Origin of the sequence: Butyrivibrio sp. FC2001, assembly GCF_000424125.1 — a bacterium.
Lineage (GTDB): Bacteria > Bacillota > Clostridia > Lachnospirales > Lachnospiraceae > Butyrivibrio.
Map to the genome: position 1 here is coordinate 182,432 of NZ_AUJH01000008.1, position 17,125 is coordinate 199,556.

The following is a 17,125-nucleotide window of genomic DNA, read 5'->3' on the forward strand; positions in this document are numbered from 1 at the left end:
CGAACTTCTACAGGGATAGTAAGTGTAAGACATACATTTAAGAACATTGAGTCAAAAATGGAGGAATAACGAAAAGCTTATTATGAAAATCTTATATTTTATTTTTGAGGGATTCGATACGCCAAATGGTACGAATCACTTAGCGCTCACTACGATGCACACATTACTTGATAATGGGATAGAGGTATATTTGATGACAAGCCATTCAAAAGGGCTTTATCCAGATATTCCAGATTCTATTAAAAATCGTAAGGGGTTTACATATTCAATAATTCCTAGGGGGAAAGTTGAAAAAAGAAAGTTTTTTGATCGATATAAAGATGGGATGTTATATCAGATCAATGCATCAAAGGAATGGAAGAAGCACATTGATGAAATTGATGCTGTTATACTCCAATCAACGCATACAGCTTTTTTTTCATCGTTTCTTCTACATAAATATCTTAAGAAGCCTGTTGTATATAACAATTTTGATGTGTTTCCCGATGGACCACATCTCTTTGGGGCAATAAACAACAAGGCAGTTTTTTTTGTGCTGTCAGTGCTTCAGAATTATGTATATAAAACGAGCAGTAGGATTGTTGTCATATCTGAGGATATGAAACAAACATTTCTCAGAAAACATATAGAGGAAGAAAAGCTTGTTATTATACCAAACTGGTATGATTCATCGGCTGTTAAGGAGGTCAAAGAAAAAGAAAATCAGTTCATCAAGAAATATGAAATTGATAGATCAAAATTTATAATTCAATATGCAGGGAATATTGGATATACGTTCAATTATCATGCTGTCATAGAGGTTGCAAAATTACTTAAAAATGATATTAACATTGAGATTCATATAATTGGAACTGGAGGCTTTGAAGATGACTTTAAGAAAGAGGCATTAGATAATAAACTCACTAATATAAGGTTTTTCCCTTGGCAAGACTCAAGTATTATCAACGATGTTTATAGTGCATGTGATATCGAATTTGTTCCACTTTCAAAAGGAGTTATTTATACAAGCTTTCCTAGTAAATGTACATTACTTATGGCATGTGGGCGTACATCTCTTTGCATGTGCGAAAAGAAATCAGATTTCTATAGAAAAGTAAACTCAGAAAAGTTTGGCATATGTGTCTCTCGTACTGATTATGAGAAGGCTGCTGAAAAGATTAGAGAGCTAGCTGATAATAAAGAAATGTTAAGTCTCTTGGAAGGCAATGCCAAGCTTTGTGGTGAAAAATACTATTCGAGTGCTGTAAATGCAATTAAATATGTTAATCTTGTTAAAGAAATCGTGGAGGAACAAAAATAAATGGGTGAATTCAAAGATAAGATACTGATGATAACTGGTGGAACGGGATCTTTTGGAAATGCTGTGCTGGAAAGATTTATTGATACTGATGTTAAGGAAATCCGTATATTTTCAAGAGATGAAAAAAAACAGGATGACATGAGACATCATTACAATAATTCCAAGTTAAAATTTTATATAGGTGATGTTAGAGATATCAATACAATACGTCCCGCGATACAAGGAGTAGATTACATTTTTCATGCTGCAGCTTTGAAACAGGTTCCTTCATGTGAGTTTTTTCCGCTGGAGGCAGTGAAGACTAATGTAATTGGAACAGATAATGTTTTGACCGCAGCGATTGAAGCAGGAGTACAAAGGGTAGTTTGCTTATCCACAGACAAAGCAGCATATCCTATTAATGCAATGGGTACAAGCAAAGCAATGATGGAGAAAATTATCATTGCAAAAGCAAGAACAGCTGATCCCGAAAAAACTAGAATTTGTTGTACCAGATATGGAAATGTTATGGCATCACGTGGATCTGTAATACCTTTATTTTTGGATAAAATAAAAGGAGGACAACCGCTTACAGTAACAGATGGAACTATGACAAGATTTATTATGAATCTGAATGAAGCAGTTGATCTTGTTCTTTATGCTTTTGAGAATGGTTCTCAAGGAGATTTGTTTGTACAGAAGGCTGATGCAAGTACAATCGCAGATCTTACAACTGCTATTAAGGAATTATTTGGAGTTCCGGATTACCCTGTCGAGACAATAGGTATTCGACATGGCGAAAAAATGTATGAAACTTTATTAACTAATGAGGAATGTGCTAGGGCAGTTGACTGTGGAAAGTTTTATCGAGTTATTGCAGATAATAGGGATCTTAATTACGAAAAGTATCTGTCACAAGGCAATGTCAAGAGAAGTGAATTGAAAGAATTTAATTCAAATAATACAAAAAGGTTAAATGTTGAGGAAATAAAGCGGAAATTATTAACTTGTGGTCTTGTAGTAGAAGCATTAGATGAATGGAATTCTGCGAAAGGTGAAAGTGAATGAGATTTTTAATTTTGGGCTGCAATGGTATGGCAGGACACACAGTGTCAATATATCTTAAGGAGAGAGGGCATGATGTCATAGGGTTTGCCAGAAGAAAATCTCAATTTATAGAAACTGTCATTGGGGATGCTTTTGATTTGGAAGGATTGGCGGAAATAATTATTAATGGTGATTATGATTGCATAGTAAATTGTATTGGTGTTTTGAATCAGTTCGCTGAGACCAATAAAGCCCAAGCAGTCTTTTTAAATGCATACCTGCCACACTACCTCGAAGATATTACTAGAACACGTAACAATACTCAGATTATACAGATAAGTACCGACTGTGTTTTTTCTGGAAACAGAGGTGGCTACACTGAATATGATATTAGAGACGGTGAAACATTCTATGACCGATCTAAAGCATTGGGAGAAATAGAGAACGATAAAGATTTTACATTACGAACCTCTATAATTGGTCCAGACTTAGATCCAAACGGAATAGGTTTACTTAATTGGTTTATGGCTCAGGATAATACAGTTAATGGATATCAAAATGTAATGTGGACAGGATTAACGACACTTGAACTTGCTAAATGTATAGAGATTGTTGCAAAAGAAAGATTGAGCGGCTTGTATAATGTTGTTCCAAATAAATCTATATCCAAGTATGAATTGTTGAAGTTATGTAATGAGTATATTAGATTGCAGAGAATAGTAATTAGTCCTGTGAATGAGCCTAAGATGGACAAATCGCTAATAAACAAGAAAGATGGCCTTACTTTCAAAGTGCCTGATTATGTGGATATGATTAAAGAAATGTCTCAATGGATTAATAAATATAAATATCTATATAAGCATTATTGTTAAAAAGATGGTAATTCAAGATGAAATATAGCGTAGTAATCCCAATGTATAATAGTGAAAAAACAATTGAAAGCACAATACAATCGGTTGTTAGACAGACAAGATATGATCTTATCGAAGAAATAATTGTGGTAGATGATGGATCTACTGATAAATCGAGTGAAATAGTACAATTACTTTCACTTTGTAATCCAATCATAAAGTATATAAGACAGGAAAACAAAGGGGCAGCAGCAGCAAGAAACAATGGAATTAGAGTAGCAAAAGAAGATATGATTGCCCTTCTAGATTCAGATGACATTTGGGATGAAAAAAAAATTGCAGTTCAAGAAAGCGTTCTAAATAAATACCAAAATATACGGGCTATTGGAAGTAATAGAACTGGAGAAGAAATCCATTTAGGAATACAAAAAGGTAGTGATATATATAGGATATCACCCCTTTTGTACTGCATTAAATGCTGGCCATGTACGCCATCATTAATATTTGATAAAAAAGTGTTTGTTGATGGAAACTATTTCCCTGAGGATATGACACATGCGGAAGAGGGTTTGTTTTTTTTGAAACTTGCAAGTGAGTGTGGATTATACTATATCAATGAACCACTTGTAACTTGTGGTGGAGGAAAAAGAGCCTTTGGTGATAGTGGTCTATCTGGTAATGTTGATAAAATGCATATTGGTGTAAAAGAGATGATAAAGAGAGCGGGGAAGAATAGGTATATAAGTCCTTTCTTAATTCCGTTTTTGATATTTTATGAAGACATTAAGTACTGCAGAAGAAAGATTATCATATATTTATCTCAAAAGAAGACTAAAAGAAACGAAAATAATTGATCGTGTTGATAACAATAAGGAATGAAGTATGAAAGTAGCAGTTATTACTTTTTATAATAATAATAATTATGGATCTGTTCTTCAAATGTACGCACTAACAAAGTACATTGAGAGTAAGGGACATGATGTGTGTGTGTTTGATTTTTTGAACATGAATGTTCCAGTATTTAGATTATTAAGAGTAAAAACCGCAATTAGTAGATTTTTCGGATTAGTAAAAGTTCCGTCTTTTTTTAGATATAGGAGCTTATCGATTGAAGATAACATTATGATGGAGACAAGGGAGAAATACCAAGAATTCTACTCAACGAGATTTGACTATTATTCTCAAAAATATAAAAGATTAGATGATGTTGAAATGTATGTTGCTGGCAGTGATCAGGTGTGGAATATTCAAATCCCAAATCTCCATTACGTTTTTTTTATGCGCTTTATAGGAAGAAATAAAAGAATGTCTTATGCAGCTAGTTTTGGTAGTGATCATATACCACAGTATAATCGGAAAAGACTGAAAAAGTATCTTTCAGAAATAGATAATATTTCTGTTAGAGAAACAACAGGAGTAAATATTGTTGAGGATGTATGTGGTAAGGAAGCTAAAGTGGTACTTGACCCGGTGCTGTTAGTAGGAAGAGATTTTTGGGATAAAAGAGCATGTAATGTAATACAAGGGAAATATGTATTTTGCTATTTTTTAGATAAATCCGACTTGATTAACGAGGCTATTGATAGAATTTCTGCCGCTTATCATGGTAAAGTATCGTTTGTTTATGCAGATACTGGAGTTCAAATTGACAATTGTGTTAAGCAAAGCTTAAGTCCTTTTGAATTCATTGGAGCAATCAAAGAAGCGGAATTTGTTTTGACTGACAGTTTTCATGCGACAGCATTTTCTTTGCTATTTGGGAAAAAATTCTATGTATTAGAACGTCAATATAAAATTAGACCGGAACAAGCAGATAGAATTATTTCTATATTAAGATCTACAAATACAAATAATCGATATATTTGTAATTCAAGCGACTTTGATAGGATGAGATTAGACACACCATATGATATTGAATATATAAATGATTTTTTTCAAAAAGAAAGAATATCATCTGAATTGTATCTTCAAAATGCTATTTCAGGCAAAACTGAAAAAAATTATGTTATGTAACTAAAGAAAATTGATTATTAGTATAGAGTGGAAATATGAAAGTATATGCGTTAAGAAACAATGATAAGGTGAGAAACAATAGTTCTAGTGGAGGAGCATTTCCTGCTATTGCTGAAGCTTTTTTCAAAAGAAATGCTAAAAATTCAATGGTATATGGAGTATTATTCGACTCTGAAATGACATTGAAATATAGCTATGCAGAGAATTATGAGGAATGTGAAAGGTTTTGTGGATCTAAGTATGTTAACGTAAAGATTGATGGAGTATTTGCTGATATTGAAAAACAATTACAAGATGGAAAGCGTATATTATTTGTTGGATTACCATGCCATGTATATGCACTAAAAAAAAGCATAGAGAATAAGAATCTTTGCAAGGAAAACTTGTATCTTGTTGATTTAGTATGTAATGGAGTTCCAGAAGAAAATGTATGGCATCAATATGTGGACTATTTAGAAAAAAATTACAAGGCTCGTCTTGTGGATTTTAAATTTAGAAGCAAAGGGGATAGACGGAATCCTTATAGAACAGAGGCGATTTTTAGTAATGGAAAAACGATAACTGATTCAAATATAACTGCTAGCTACAATCGGTTATATCTGCAAAAATTGATTATACGAAAATCATGTTTTTCTTGCCCTTTTAAATCAGATAAAAGGAATGGAGATATAACTATTAGTGACTTTTGGGGAATTGAACGCTATAGACCAGATTTAAACGACAGTAAAGGCGTCTCTTTAGTAATAACTTCAACTGAAAAAGGAATAGAATTGATTTCTGATATAAATCCGGGAATTTGTTTAGCTGAAGTTGATGATGTTGTTATTGAGACAACGCAAGAGAACTTGAGGGGGAATTTGGGGTTCCCTCCATTATACAATTCATTCTGGGAAGACTATAAGAATGGACTAGATTATGTGTTGAAAAAATACGCCGATGGAGGGAGTATTGGAAAGATAAGACATCTAATTAGACATTTATACAGAATAATACATTCTATTTCTAAAAATAATAAACAATAAGTTCAAGCTAAGGTGATTAAATGGCGAAGATAGCTTTTGTGATTCGGGATATTAGCAGAGGTGGCGCATGCAAAATGATGATTTATTATGCAAATATTGCGTGCGAAATATTTGATGAAGTATATATAATATCTTTTGGAAAAAAGAAGAATAATGTTAATGGCGTAAAGGATGCTGTAAAAATATGCATGGTTAACGAAGCAGAAGTATCAAATAGAGTATTAAGAATACTTAATGATATAAGGGTTATTAGGAAAGCAGTATTAGAAATAAAACCCGATGTTCTAATTCCTTTTGCGAGTGGAAACACTATATTTACATACTTGGCTGTCCCCAGATATCGAATCTTTGTTGGAACAGAACGAGGAAATCCGGAAAAAACTCCTAAAAAAATACATTTGTTATGTAAGTGGGTTTATAGTAAGTGTGACTATATGCTATTTCAGACCAATGGAGCAGCTAATCATTTCTTTAATGGAAAAAATGATAAATGCAGAATAATTCGGAATCCATACATAGATAGAAATATCACAAGAAAAATCAATGGTGCAAGTAATAAATTCATAATTGTATCTATGTCGCGTTTGGCTAGAGAAAAGAATATTGACATTATAATAAGAGCATTTGCTATGTTACGACATAAAGAAGAGTGCGAGTTGAGAATATACGGCGATGGGCCGGAAATGGAGAATTTGGTTAACCTTAGCAAAGAGCTTGGTATTGAATCAAAAATACTATTTGAAGGGAATATAGACAAAATAGAAGAAGCGTTGTCTATTGCAAGTGTTTATGTGTTGGTATCTAGTGGAGAAGGAATGCCAAACTCATTAATTGAAGCAATGGGAGTTGGCATTCCATGCATAACTACAATGTGTATGGTAGGAGAGACAAATGAAATCGTCCAAAATGAAGTAAATGGTCTTATTGTTAACAAACGAGATGTTAATGATTTACAAGATGCTATTGATAGATTAATAGATGATGATGAATTACGAGGTAAGATCGGTAGAAATGCTTTAAAAATAAAAGATATGCTTTCTGATGAAGTTATACATAATCAAATACGTGATTTTTACATAGAATTATCAGCAAGGATTTAACTATGGTATGGTGTGTGGAGATTCGGAATAGTGAGTTCATTTTCGGAAAAATATTAAAACCGGATACCAAGTGTAACGGAAAAACAAGTGGAGTTACCACAATGAGTTTTGGATTATCTATAATGGAGAAGTGAGGAACAATTATATATGTGCGGTATATGTGGTTATATATCCAAAAACAAGTGCTCAGACGAGATTTTAAATAGAATGAATGACACCATGATTCACAGAGGACCAAACGATCATGGGATTGCCCAGATAGTAGATTCGAGTGTTTACGTAGGACTTGCACAAAGAAGGTTATCCATATTAGATTTAACATCGTTGGGGCACCAACCAATGTATTCACAATCTGGAAAAACGACTATTATTTTTAATGGAGAGATATATAACTTTAAGAAAATCAGAGAAGAACTTATTGCAGAAGGAATGACGTTCAATAGCAATTGCGATACTGAGGTTATTCTTGGGGCGTATGAGTTATATGGTAGCGAATGCGTAAAGATGTTTAATGGGATGTTTGCTTTTGCAATATATGACAAAACAAAACATAAATTGTTTATTGCTAGAGACAGAATGGGGAAAAAACCATTTTATTACTATAGCGACCTATCAAAACCATGTTTTATTTTTGGATCGACATTACAACCCATTATGCAGCATCCTGAGTTTAATAAAGAGGTCTCAAAGGAAGCATTATATGAGTTTATGTACTATGGGTATATTACAGAGCCACGGTCAATATTTAGCGGTGTATATAAATTAGAACCAGGTCATACACTGGAGGTGGACTTAACAGACTTTCATTTAAAGAACAATTGTTATTGGAATCTATATGATTCTTTTGTTAATGGTAGAAACAATCTATTTGATGATTACGAAATTGCTAAGCAGAGTCTTAAGGACACTCTCGTTAATTCAGTCAGAAATAGAATGATTTCAGATGTCCCTCTTGGTACTTTCTTGAGTGGTGGGATAGATTCATCTCTTGTTTCTGCTATAGCACAGTCCATATCATCAAATAAAATTAACACTTATTCGATAGGATTTGCAGACAAGAAGTTTGATGAATCTCAATATGCCGAGGAAATAAGCAGATATATAGGAACAAATCATCATTCTGTTATAGTTAATGAAGATGATTTGATAGAAATGACGGAACAGCTTTCAACTTATTATGATGAACCATTTGCTGATAGCTCTCAATTGCCATCTATGCTTGTGAGTAGCCTTGCAAAAAAAGACATAACAGTTGTTTTAACAGGAGATGGAGGCGATGAACTATTTTGTGGCTATGAAGGCTATGATAACATATTGAAAATACAAAAATATAGAAGATTGGGAAAATATCTAAAACCATTTTCAAAGAACTTATTTATACAAAGTATTATTCCTACCAGGATTCTATCAGTAGTAAATGCTTCTGAAGAAGATAGGTGTCAATGGATTTCTGTTGCTCAGAAGAGGACTGCGGACAGTGTATTGAATAGTATTTTGGATGATGTAAGGTATGATGAAAGTTGGTTAGCAAAAGAAATACCAATACAGAATAGAAGAATGATGGTAGATATGAAATATTATTTACCTGGTGATATTTTACATAAAGTGGATCGCGCTTCAATGAAGTATTCTTTGGAATCAAGGTGTCCATTATTAGATTATAATGTTGTATCTACTTCATTTCGAATACCATTGGACTATATGTACAAAGATGGTATAAAGAAATATATCCTAAAGGATATTTTATATGATTACATTCCCAAAGAATTATTAGACAGGCCCAAAAAAGGATTTTCTGTTCCTTTGATGAAAATTCTTAGAACAAACAGAGTTAAGGAGATGATTAGACTGACCTCCGATGCATCATTCATTCATTCGCAAGGCTTATTTAATTTTGAAGGTATACAACAGATAATGAGAATTGTCTATGATGATAATTCAAAAGTACAAGAATCTATTCGGAAAAATGCAGTAAATATGTTGTGGAACTATTATGTGTTTCAAAATTGGTATATAACTTATATTGGAAAATGATATAGTATGGGGATATTAAAAAAAATTTTTTTGACATTGTGCTTGTTTTTTTACTTCTATGAAGTGAGACTAAAAGGCGTTCCAGCTGTTCTATCTTCAAGAAAAATCGAAATGGTGATATTGATTCTATTATTTGTAATTAATAATAGAAATGGGAAAGTTGCTTTTTTTAAGAATCTGAACCGGAGCACAATACTCATATATAAAAAGTATTTTATAAGCATTTTGGTAATATGGATATATAGTATAATTTTGGCGATTATAAACGGCAGATTTGCCGAAGGATATGTTGATGCAAAAAACCTTGGATTCTATATGGCATATTCAATCGTTGCACCTTTTTTTATTTGGTCAATTTTCGATGATGCCGAGCATTTTTGTGAAGTGCTTTCGTTAGTAGGTGTTATACAGGCAACTTTTGTATATATCATTTCACAATCATCAGGATTACGACAGTTCTTGGATTCTACTCTTGAACTAGATACTCTTGCGACATATTCGATGCAGTCTGTGAAAGTTTTTGGTGTAGGTGCTCGAGGAGCAGCTGGCTCAGTAATAATGTTTCTCTCTGTTTACAGCCTTGGCTATTTAATTTTGAGAGGTAAACAAGAAGTCTCTAATTTTATATTTATGATGTACATTTTGATAGCTTCTTCGATGGTTGGGAGGACTGGTTTCTATTTTGGAATAATTTTATTTCTAATACTTATAATTCATAAAGTAAGATTAAGAATAAGTACTAAAACGATGCTAAAGTTGATGACGACTACATCAGTATTACTAATTATTGCCGTAACAATATCACCTAGAATAGTTGAGAATAAAGCTATTCAGGAACGTATAGGAATAACATCATCACATCTTGGTGCTGATGCAGTTTTTTCGAAAACTGAGCCAAGTTTTGTTAGTGATTTTTTGTCAATGTCGCATCCAGAGCTATCGCTTGAGTGGATTGTTGGATCGGGACACGGTCGAGGAATTTCAAGTAGTGGCGCAGATATCCAGAATGATATGGGATATATACAGAGAATGTATGCATTAGGAATTATAATGGCAGCATTTCTCTACTATACCTTATATAGTACATTTTCAAGGTTAGCGAAAAAAATGGAGAACCAAAATATAAAAAAGTATTATCAGTTATTACTTTTATTCATGTTCATATTGGAACTTAAAGAACAGTTTATATATTACTATATGCTTCCAGCTGTCAATTTAATTATTGGAATGCTGATAATAAAACAGCAAAACTGTATTACTGAACTAAATTCAATCACGATAGGAGAGAAATGTGTAAATGAATCTTTATGAAAAACTGGTTAACAAAGAAGAAAAGCTTTCATTAGTAGGTCTTGGTTATGTTGGAATGCCTATAGCAGTGGCGTTTGCAAAGAGAATAGAGGTCATAGGGTTTGATCTTAATACAAAGAAGATAGATCTTTATAAGAATGGTATTGACCCTACACATGAGGTTGGAGACGAGGCTATTAGCAAATCGACAGTAGAGTTTACTGCTGATGAAACTAAGCTAAAAGAAGCAAAGTTCCATATTGTAGCTGTTCCGACACCTGTTAATGATGATCACACTCCAGATCTGAGCCCGGTGGAAGGTGCAAGCACAATTCTTGGTAGAAACCTTACTAAAGGCTCTGTGGTTGTGTTCGAGTCTACAGTATATCCTGGGGTAACGGAGGATGTATGCGTACCAATACTTGAGAAGGAATCCGGTCTTAAATGCGGAGTTGATTTCAAGATTGGTTATAGTCCGGAGCGAATTAATCCTGGTGATAAGGTCCATCGCTTGGAGTCAATCACAAAGATTGTTTCCGGTATGGACGAAGAGACTCTTGACACAATTGCTAAAGTATATGAGCTTGTAGTAGATGCAGGTGTACACAGAGCAGAAAGTATTAAAGTTGCTGAGGCAGCTAAGGTTATCGAGAATTCGCAGCGTGACATCAACATAGCGTTCATGAATGAGTTGTCAATTATATTTAACAAAATGGGTATTGATACGAAGTCAGTTCTTGAAGCCGCTGGAACCAAGTGGAATTTCCTCCCCTTCCGTCCTGGTCTTGTTGGTGGCCACTGCATTGGTGTTGACCCTTACTACTTAACATATAAGGCTGAGATGCTTGGTTATCATAGTCAGATAATTCTTTCAGGACGTCGTATCAATGATGATATGGGTAAGTACTGTGCTGAGAATTGTGTTAAGAACCTTATTGCTGCTGATAAGGCAGTAAGGAATGCTAAGGTTGCAATTCTTGGATTCACTTTTAAAGAGAACTGCCCGGATACAAGAAATACAAAGATCATTGATATTGTTAAAGAGCTTAAGGAGTATGGTATTGAACCTGTAATAGCAGATCCACAAGCGGATTCGGCAGAAGCAAAGATGCTCTATGGAGTTGATTTTGTGGATATGAACAAAATTAAAAATATGGATGCTGTTATTCTTGCAGTTGCACACACAGAGTTTAGTAACTTCTCAATATCAGATATGGATAAGTTCTTTGGAGAAGGAAAGAAGGTTTTGCTTGATATTAAGGGGCTTCTGAATCGTAAAGAATATGAAGAAGCTGGATATAGTTATTGGAGATTATAAAAAATGGGATATCAAAATGTGAAATTTCCAGAAGACAGTGTGTTCCTTGTCACAGGAGGAGCGGGGTTTATAGGGTCAAACCTTTGTGAGGCCATTCTCAATCTAGGATACAGGGTACGCTGCCTTGATGACTTATCAACAGGTAAGCAGGAGAATGTAGATTTGTTTATTGATAATCCCAACTATGAGTTTATCGAAGGGGATATCAAGAATTTGGAAATCTGCATGGAAGCTTGTGAGGGCATCGATTATGTTCTCAATCAGGCTGCATGGGGAAGTGTGCCAAGAAGTATTGAAATGCCACTTTTCTATTGTATGAATAATATCATGGGTACTTTGAACATGCTAGAAGCGGCTAGACAGAAAGGTGTAAAGAAGTTTGTTTATGCGTCAAGTTCCTCCGTATATGGTGATGAGCCTGTGCTTCCAAAGAAGGAAGGGCGTGAAGGTAATCTCTTGAGCCCTTATGCAGTTTCTAAGCGTGCCGATGAGGAATGGGCTAAGCAATACACAAGGCATTATGATTTAGATACTTACGGATTAAGATATTTTAATGTTTTCGGAAGACGACAAGATCCAAATGGAGCATATGCTGCTGTAATTCCAAAGTTCATCAAACAACTTATCCATGGAGAGAGACCAACTATCAATGGTGATGGGCAGCAGAGCCGTGATTTTACCTATATTGAAAATGTTATTGAGGCAAATTTGAAGGCGTGTTTAGCACCTTCGTCAGCGGCAGGCGAAGCTTTTAATATTGCTTATGGTGGACGTGAGTATCTTAATGACATCTACAAAGGCTTAGTAGATGCTCTTGGCGTGGATATAGAACCTATCTATGGTCCTGACCGTGCTGGTGATATTAAACATAGTAATGCCGATATCAGTAAGGCTAAAGAATTGTTGGGATATGATCCAGATTGGACATTTGAGCGAGGCATAAAAGCTGCAATTGACTGGTATAGGGAAAATTTATAAGCAACCGAAATGTGATGTGCCTATAGGTAATAATAATGAATTTTACATTTTTATCATTTACATATAATCATGCAAGTTTTATAGCAATGCATCTTGAAAGCATAAAGTATCAAGTTGAGAATTTTTTCTCAAATGATAAAGTGACGATTATTGTTTCTGATGATGGCTCTAAGGATAATACATTAGAGATTGTTAATAGATGGAAAGAGCAGAACGAATCATTATTTTCAAACTTTATTGTTCTAGGAGATGGAATTAATCGAGGTACATGCTCTAATTTTTTACGTGCATTGGAATACTTAAACGATGAATATTTCTATGTTTTAGCTGGTGATGATGTGTATGGTTTTAGGGATTTAAAAAATGCCTTGCGACAGTTAAATAAATATGATTTTGTTAGCGGTATTTGTCCTGCATTTTCTGTTAGTGACAATGGAGAGTATTTTATCGATGATGATTATAAAGACTATAAAACAGCTATATCAAAGGGAACAGCTGCTCCAATATTTCATAGACTACTTTCAATTGAAGGATGCATAGCCGAAGCGGCGCCAGCCATATATAAGAAAGCTATGATTAATGATGATGTTAAGAAGAGGATTGCAAATCTAAAACTTATCGAAGATCAGCCCATGGTGTATGAGTTTTTTAGGAAGAAAAAGATAAGAATGAATTACATGGACAAATCCTACGTAATGTACCGGGTTAATCCTTTATCTGTATCTCATACGCAGAATTCTACAATAAGGGAAATTGCTAGAGACGATTTAACAAAACTTCTCAATTATTATGATAGAAATGAAAAAAAAATTCTATATAAATATGCAATATCGATTAGACGAATGGTAATAGATGGGAAGAGGAGTTTTGTTCGATTGATGCCATCATATCTATATATAATGCTTAGGCAGAATATTTTCAATAGAAAACTGAAAGAAATATTTAGGCATGGAATAATTGAAGATAAGGAGACATGTGAGAAGCATCTAAATGAACTGAATCAAAAGAGTCAGGCATTTTTAGAGGGTACAATTATCTAATATGAACAGGTTTAAGACTTTTGTTAATAATATAGTGATTTATGGTTTTGGTAGTGTGATAAGCAGAATCGTACCATTGATAATGCTTCCTGTTGTTACTCGACTCATGCCTAATACAAGTTATTTTGGGTTAAATGATCTGACGACAACAATAATATCAGTTTGTCAAGCAATAGCAGTGTTCGGCATGTATGACGCTATGTTTCGTCTTTTCTTTGATAAAGAGGATGTAACTTTTCAGAAACAGATTTGTTCCACATCATTGTTTTGTACAATGATAACAACTATTGTGGTTTTTGCATCGATATTATTCTTTAATTCACAGATATCAAATATTGTTTTTAAGGACAAAGCATACTCATATTTGGTGATATTATCGGCGTTTTCTGTTCTTGTGGCATCTACTAATAATATAGTTGCTGCACCGACAAAAATTCAGAATGAAAGCAAGGTTTTTATTTTTACTAATACATTCTCGTCTATTATTTCATACGCTATGGCAGTTCCACTACTACTAATAGGTTATTATACGACCGCGTTACCGATTGCTCATTTAGTAGCGGCGCTCATCATTGAGACTGTATACATAATCAGGAATCATAAATGGTTTTCTATAAAGTATATAGATTTTAAGCAGGTGATTCCACTCCTTAAGATTGCAGCTCCATTAATGCCGAGTTTTTTGATTTATTGGATATACAATTCCGCAGATAGACTGATGATACAGCATTTCTTGGGAGCAGGAGATGTAGGTATTTATGCGATAGGAGCCAAGTTGGGGCAAATCAGTAATCTGATTTACACAGCATTCACCGGAGGTTGGTTGTACTTCTCATATTCAACTATGAAGGATGAGAAACAAGTTGAAAATACATCGCGAATATTTGAGTATTTAGGTATTATTTCATTTATTTGTTCGCTGATAATCTGCGGGATAAGCTATTTTGTATTTGAGATTGTATTTCCAACGGAGTATTTACCTGGATATAAAGTTGCACCATATCTTTTTTTGGCACCGCTTCTTCAGATGTTATTTCAGGTGGCAGGGAATCAGTTTATCATCATGAAAAAGTCTTGGCTTAGTGCAACAATACTTTTTAGTGGTGCTCTATTTAATGTAATAGTAAATTTAATTCTTATACCTAAAATAGGAATTATCGGAGCTTCGTTAGCGACATTACTTGGATATACCGTGGCAGACTGTGTGTGCATTGCAGTGCTCCTAAAAATGGAGAAAATCATTATTTCAAAACGATTTATGATATGCGTTTTTTTAACAATTCTTTTCTTTGCCATCTGGAGCATTATTATTAATGAACATGTTTTGATGAGTTTTGTTTTTTCTATAATTACATCAGTATTTTTATGCGCTTTATACAAAGATGACATATGCAAGGTACTAGGTATGTTTAAGAATCTACTTAGCTATAGGAGGAAGGAATCATGAACACCAGACTTATGCAGTTTAGGGATATTGTGGACAAAAGAAATGACGAACGCCCTATGGGGCACTTAACTCCGATTGAGGCTTTAGAGGATGTTCCATTTGAGGTGAAAAGAATATATTATATAACGAGGGTTCCTGAAAATACTATACGTGGTTTTCATGCTCATAAGAATCTGGAGCAGGTTCTACTATGCCTTAATGGTAGCGTTAAAGTTAATGTTTCAGATCCATACAAGAAAGAGATGTTCGTATTAGATGATCCATCCAAGGGATTATACATTGGCCCAGGATTGTGGAGAGAGATGTTCGACTTTTCTCCAGGTTCTGTACTTTTGGTACTTGCTTCTGAACATTACTCAGAAGATGACTATATTAGAGATTATAGGACATATACAGAATACGCATATGAGATGTTAAAAAGCAAACAGGGAGAATGTAAGGAATTATGAGACTAAGAAGACTTGAGCGGAAGGATGCTCCATTGATGTTGGAATGGATGCATGACGATAATGTCACAGAGCATATGCATAAAGATTTCAAATCAAAGACAATAAATGATTGTATATCATTTATTGAATGCAATGATTCAAATAATATTCATAGGGCAATAGCAGATGATTTTGACCAATATATGGGAACGGTCAGCTTAAAAAAAATCTCTTCTAATGATGCGGAATTTGGTATAGCCATAAGAGAATGTGCAATGGGAAAAGGATATTCCCAGTACGGGATGAAAGAAATGCTTGAGATAGGTTTTAAAGATTATTCTCTTAAAAGTGTTTATTGGTGTGTGGATATAGATAATAAACGAGCTTTAAGGTTCTATGATAAACAAGGATATAAGAGGGTAAATCCTAATGTTCTAAATATTGAGGGGTACAGTAGAGAGGAGATTCAAAACTTCGTTTGGTATATTACCTATAGATAGTGATTGCAATGTGGCTTACCAGTGAAGTGAAGGGAAGATTTTGATATGATTGTGGTAAGAAAATATGTTAATGAAGACAAAAAGATATGGGATGAGCTTAATAATAAAAGCCGAAGACCGATGTTTATGTTTGAGAGGTAAGTCCGCATTCATGAGTACTAAATAAAAAAGGAACCGCTATTTTATTGACGATTTCATAGATCTGAACCTTGATAAGTTAATTAAGATTTTTATACCTACTGGGGAAGTTCTTCTGAACGTGCTTTGACCATGAAGGAGATAATTTATGAAGTTGAGATTCTTGTCATCTTGACACTTTGGAATCTCAGACAGAAAGAGTCCAAAATAATCATATGTATTTAGATTATTAGCATTGGCTGTTTTAGAAAAGTTGAAAAACATGGCACTAGCGTTAGCTCCGTTATCAGATTCAATAAGCAAAAAATTCTTTTTGGCAATGGTAAATGGCCTTATAGCCTGTTCGACAGCTTATGCGAATATTCGCATAAGCCACCGAGAGAAGCTATAAGGCTTTTGTTACAGGACGCATGAACTGGCAGCTTTACGACTCTATTGATGGTGAAGATGCAAGTGCTCTTATCTATTCCATTGTTGAGACACTAAGGATAATGGCGTTCATGTTTACTAATACATGAAATATCTTATCATGAAATGTCTAATATCTCTGATCAGTAATGAAGAGATTAAGAAATATTTCTATGGAATCTTGAATGTAAAGAAACTCTGGATAAGCTCCACCGTCAATATCAGAAAGCAA

General features: G+C 34.0%; 15 protein-coding genes. All 15 read left to right on the top strand.

What is annotated here, in order from left to right:
* Positions 1-82 precede the first annotated feature (82 nt).
* Positions 83-1,300 (top strand): glycosyltransferase family 4 protein, encoded by a 1,218-nt coding sequence (locus tag G601_RS0104690; RefSeq protein ID WP_026664635.1) that lies wholly within the window; start codon positions 83-85, stop codon positions 1,298-1,300.
* The gene (locus G601_RS0104695) at positions 1,301-2,347 is read left to right on the top strand and encodes a polysaccharide biosynthesis protein (RefSeq protein ID WP_026664636.1); all 1,047 of its coding nucleotides are present in this window, start codon (positions 1,301-1,303) and stop codon (positions 2,345-2,347) included.
* Entirely contained in the window at positions 2,344-3,198 is an 855-nt protein-coding gene (locus tag G601_RS0104700) for a sugar nucleotide-binding protein (protein ID WP_026664637.1), read from the top strand. The genes G601_RS0104695 and G601_RS0104700 overlap by 4 nt, the downstream gene beginning before the upstream one ends.
* Before the next feature lie 17 nt (positions 3,199-3,215).
* Complete coding sequence (locus G601_RS21950) at positions 3,216-4,031, top strand: glycosyltransferase family 2 protein (RefSeq protein WP_051205592.1); 816 nt, start codon at positions 3,216-3,218, stop codon at positions 4,029-4,031.
* Between the two features lie 28 nt (positions 4,032-4,059).
* Positions 4,060-5,190, top strand: coding sequence for a polysaccharide pyruvyl transferase family protein (locus G601_RS0104710; protein WP_026664638.1), 1,131 nt, complete (start codon positions 4,060-4,062; stop codon positions 5,188-5,190).
* Between the two features lie 35 nt (positions 5,191-5,225).
* A complete protein-coding gene (locus G601_RS0104715; RefSeq protein ID WP_026664639.1) occupies positions 5,226-6,212 on the top strand; it encodes a Coenzyme F420 hydrogenase/dehydrogenase, beta subunit C-terminal domain in 987 nt (328 codons plus the stop codon).
* A gap of 20 nt (positions 6,213-6,232) precedes the next feature.
* Complete coding sequence (locus G601_RS0104720; protein WP_026664640.1) at positions 6,233-7,312, top strand: glycosyltransferase; 1,080 nt, start codon at positions 6,233-6,235, stop codon at positions 7,310-7,312.
* Between the two features lie 147 nt (positions 7,313-7,459).
* Positions 7,460-9,346 (top strand): asparagine synthase (glutamine-hydrolyzing), encoded by a 1,887-nt coding sequence (asnB, locus tag G601_RS0104725; RefSeq protein ID WP_026664641.1) that lies wholly within the window; start codon positions 7,460-7,462, stop codon positions 9,344-9,346.
* A gap of 6 nt (positions 9,347-9,352) precedes the next feature.
* Positions 9,353-10,657: a hypothetical protein gene (locus tag G601_RS0104730; RefSeq protein WP_026664642.1), complete on the top strand. Its 1,305-nt coding sequence runs from the start codon at positions 9,353-9,355 to the stop codon at positions 10,655-10,657.
* Complete coding sequence (locus G601_RS0104735) at positions 10,644-11,954, top strand: nucleotide sugar dehydrogenase (protein ID WP_026664643.1); 1,311 nt, start codon at positions 10,644-10,646, stop codon at positions 11,952-11,954. The genes G601_RS0104730 and G601_RS0104735 overlap by 14 nt, the downstream gene beginning before the upstream one ends.
* A gap of 3 nt (positions 11,955-11,957) precedes the next feature.
* The gene (locus G601_RS0104740; protein ID WP_026664644.1) at positions 11,958-12,932 is read left to right on the top strand and encodes an SDR family oxidoreductase; all 975 of its coding nucleotides are present in this window, start codon (positions 11,958-11,960) and stop codon (positions 12,930-12,932) included.
* Between the two features lie 35 nt (positions 12,933-12,967).
* A complete protein-coding gene (locus tag G601_RS24690) occupies positions 12,968-13,972 on the top strand; it encodes a glycosyltransferase (RefSeq protein WP_026664645.1) in 1,005 nt (334 codons plus the stop codon).
* 1 nt (position 13,973) lies between these two features.
* A complete protein-coding gene (locus G601_RS21960; protein WP_051205597.1) occupies positions 13,974-15,419 on the top strand; it encodes a lipopolysaccharide biosynthesis protein in 1,446 nt (481 codons plus the stop codon).
* Positions 15,416-15,868: a sugar 3,4-ketoisomerase gene (locus tag G601_RS21965; RefSeq protein WP_155834462.1), complete on the top strand. Its 453-nt coding sequence runs from the start codon at positions 15,416-15,418 to the stop codon at positions 15,866-15,868. Before G601_RS21960 ends, G601_RS21965 begins: the two co-directional genes overlap by 4 nt.
* Positions 15,865-16,347 (top strand): GNAT family N-acetyltransferase, encoded by a 483-nt coding sequence (locus G601_RS21970; RefSeq protein ID WP_051205601.1) that lies wholly within the window; start codon positions 15,865-15,867, stop codon positions 16,345-16,347. Before G601_RS21965 ends, G601_RS21970 begins: the two co-directional genes overlap by 4 nt.
* The last annotated feature ends 778 nt before the right edge of the window (positions 16,348-17,125 follow it).

Excerpts from the sequence above, each read along its gene's own strand:
- G601_RS0104690 (WP_026664635.1), top strand. The coding sequence starts at position 83 with ATGAAAATCTTATATTTTATTTTTGAGGGATTCGATACGCCAAATGGT.
- G601_RS0104695 (WP_026664636.1), top strand. The coding sequence starts at position 1,301 with ATGGGTGAATTCAAAGATAAGATACTGATGATAACTGGTGGAACGGGA.
- G601_RS0104700 (WP_026664637.1), top strand. The coding sequence starts at position 2,344 with ATGAGATTTTTAATTTTGGGCTGCAATGGTATGGCAGGACACACAGTG.
- G601_RS21950 (WP_051205592.1), top strand. The coding sequence starts at position 3,216 with ATGAAATATAGCGTAGTAATCCCAATGTATAATAGTGAAAAAACAATT.
- G601_RS0104710 (WP_026664638.1), top strand. The coding sequence starts at position 4,060 with ATGAAAGTAGCAGTTATTACTTTTTATAATAATAATAATTATGGATCT.
- G601_RS0104715 (WP_026664639.1), top strand. The coding sequence starts at position 5,226 with ATGAAAGTATATGCGTTAAGAAACAATGATAAGGTGAGAAACAATAGT.
- G601_RS0104720 (WP_026664640.1), top strand. The coding sequence starts at position 6,233 with ATGGCGAAGATAGCTTTTGTGATTCGGGATATTAGCAGAGGTGGCGCA.
- asnB (WP_026664641.1), top strand. The coding sequence starts at position 7,460 with ATGTGCGGTATATGTGGTTATATATCCAAAAACAAGTGCTCAGACGAG.
- G601_RS0104730 (WP_026664642.1), top strand. The coding sequence starts at position 9,353 with ATGGGGATATTAAAAAAAATTTTTTTGACATTGTGCTTGTTTTTTTAC.
- G601_RS0104735 (WP_026664643.1), top strand. The coding sequence starts at position 10,644 with ATGAATCTTTATGAAAAACTGGTTAACAAAGAAGAAAAGCTTTCATTA.
- G601_RS0104740 (WP_026664644.1), top strand. The coding sequence starts at position 11,958 with ATGGGATATCAAAATGTGAAATTTCCAGAAGACAGTGTGTTCCTTGTC.
- G601_RS24690 (WP_026664645.1), top strand. The coding sequence starts at position 12,968 with ATGAATTTTACATTTTTATCATTTACATATAATCATGCAAGTTTTATA.
- G601_RS21960 (WP_051205597.1), top strand. The coding sequence starts at position 13,974 with ATGAACAGGTTTAAGACTTTTGTTAATAATATAGTGATTTATGGTTTT.
- G601_RS21965 (WP_155834462.1), top strand. The coding sequence starts at position 15,416 with ATGAACACCAGACTTATGCAGTTTAGGGATATTGTGGACAAAAGAAAT.
- G601_RS21970 (WP_051205601.1), top strand. The coding sequence starts at position 15,865 with ATGAGACTAAGAAGACTTGAGCGGAAGGATGCTCCATTGATGTTGGAA.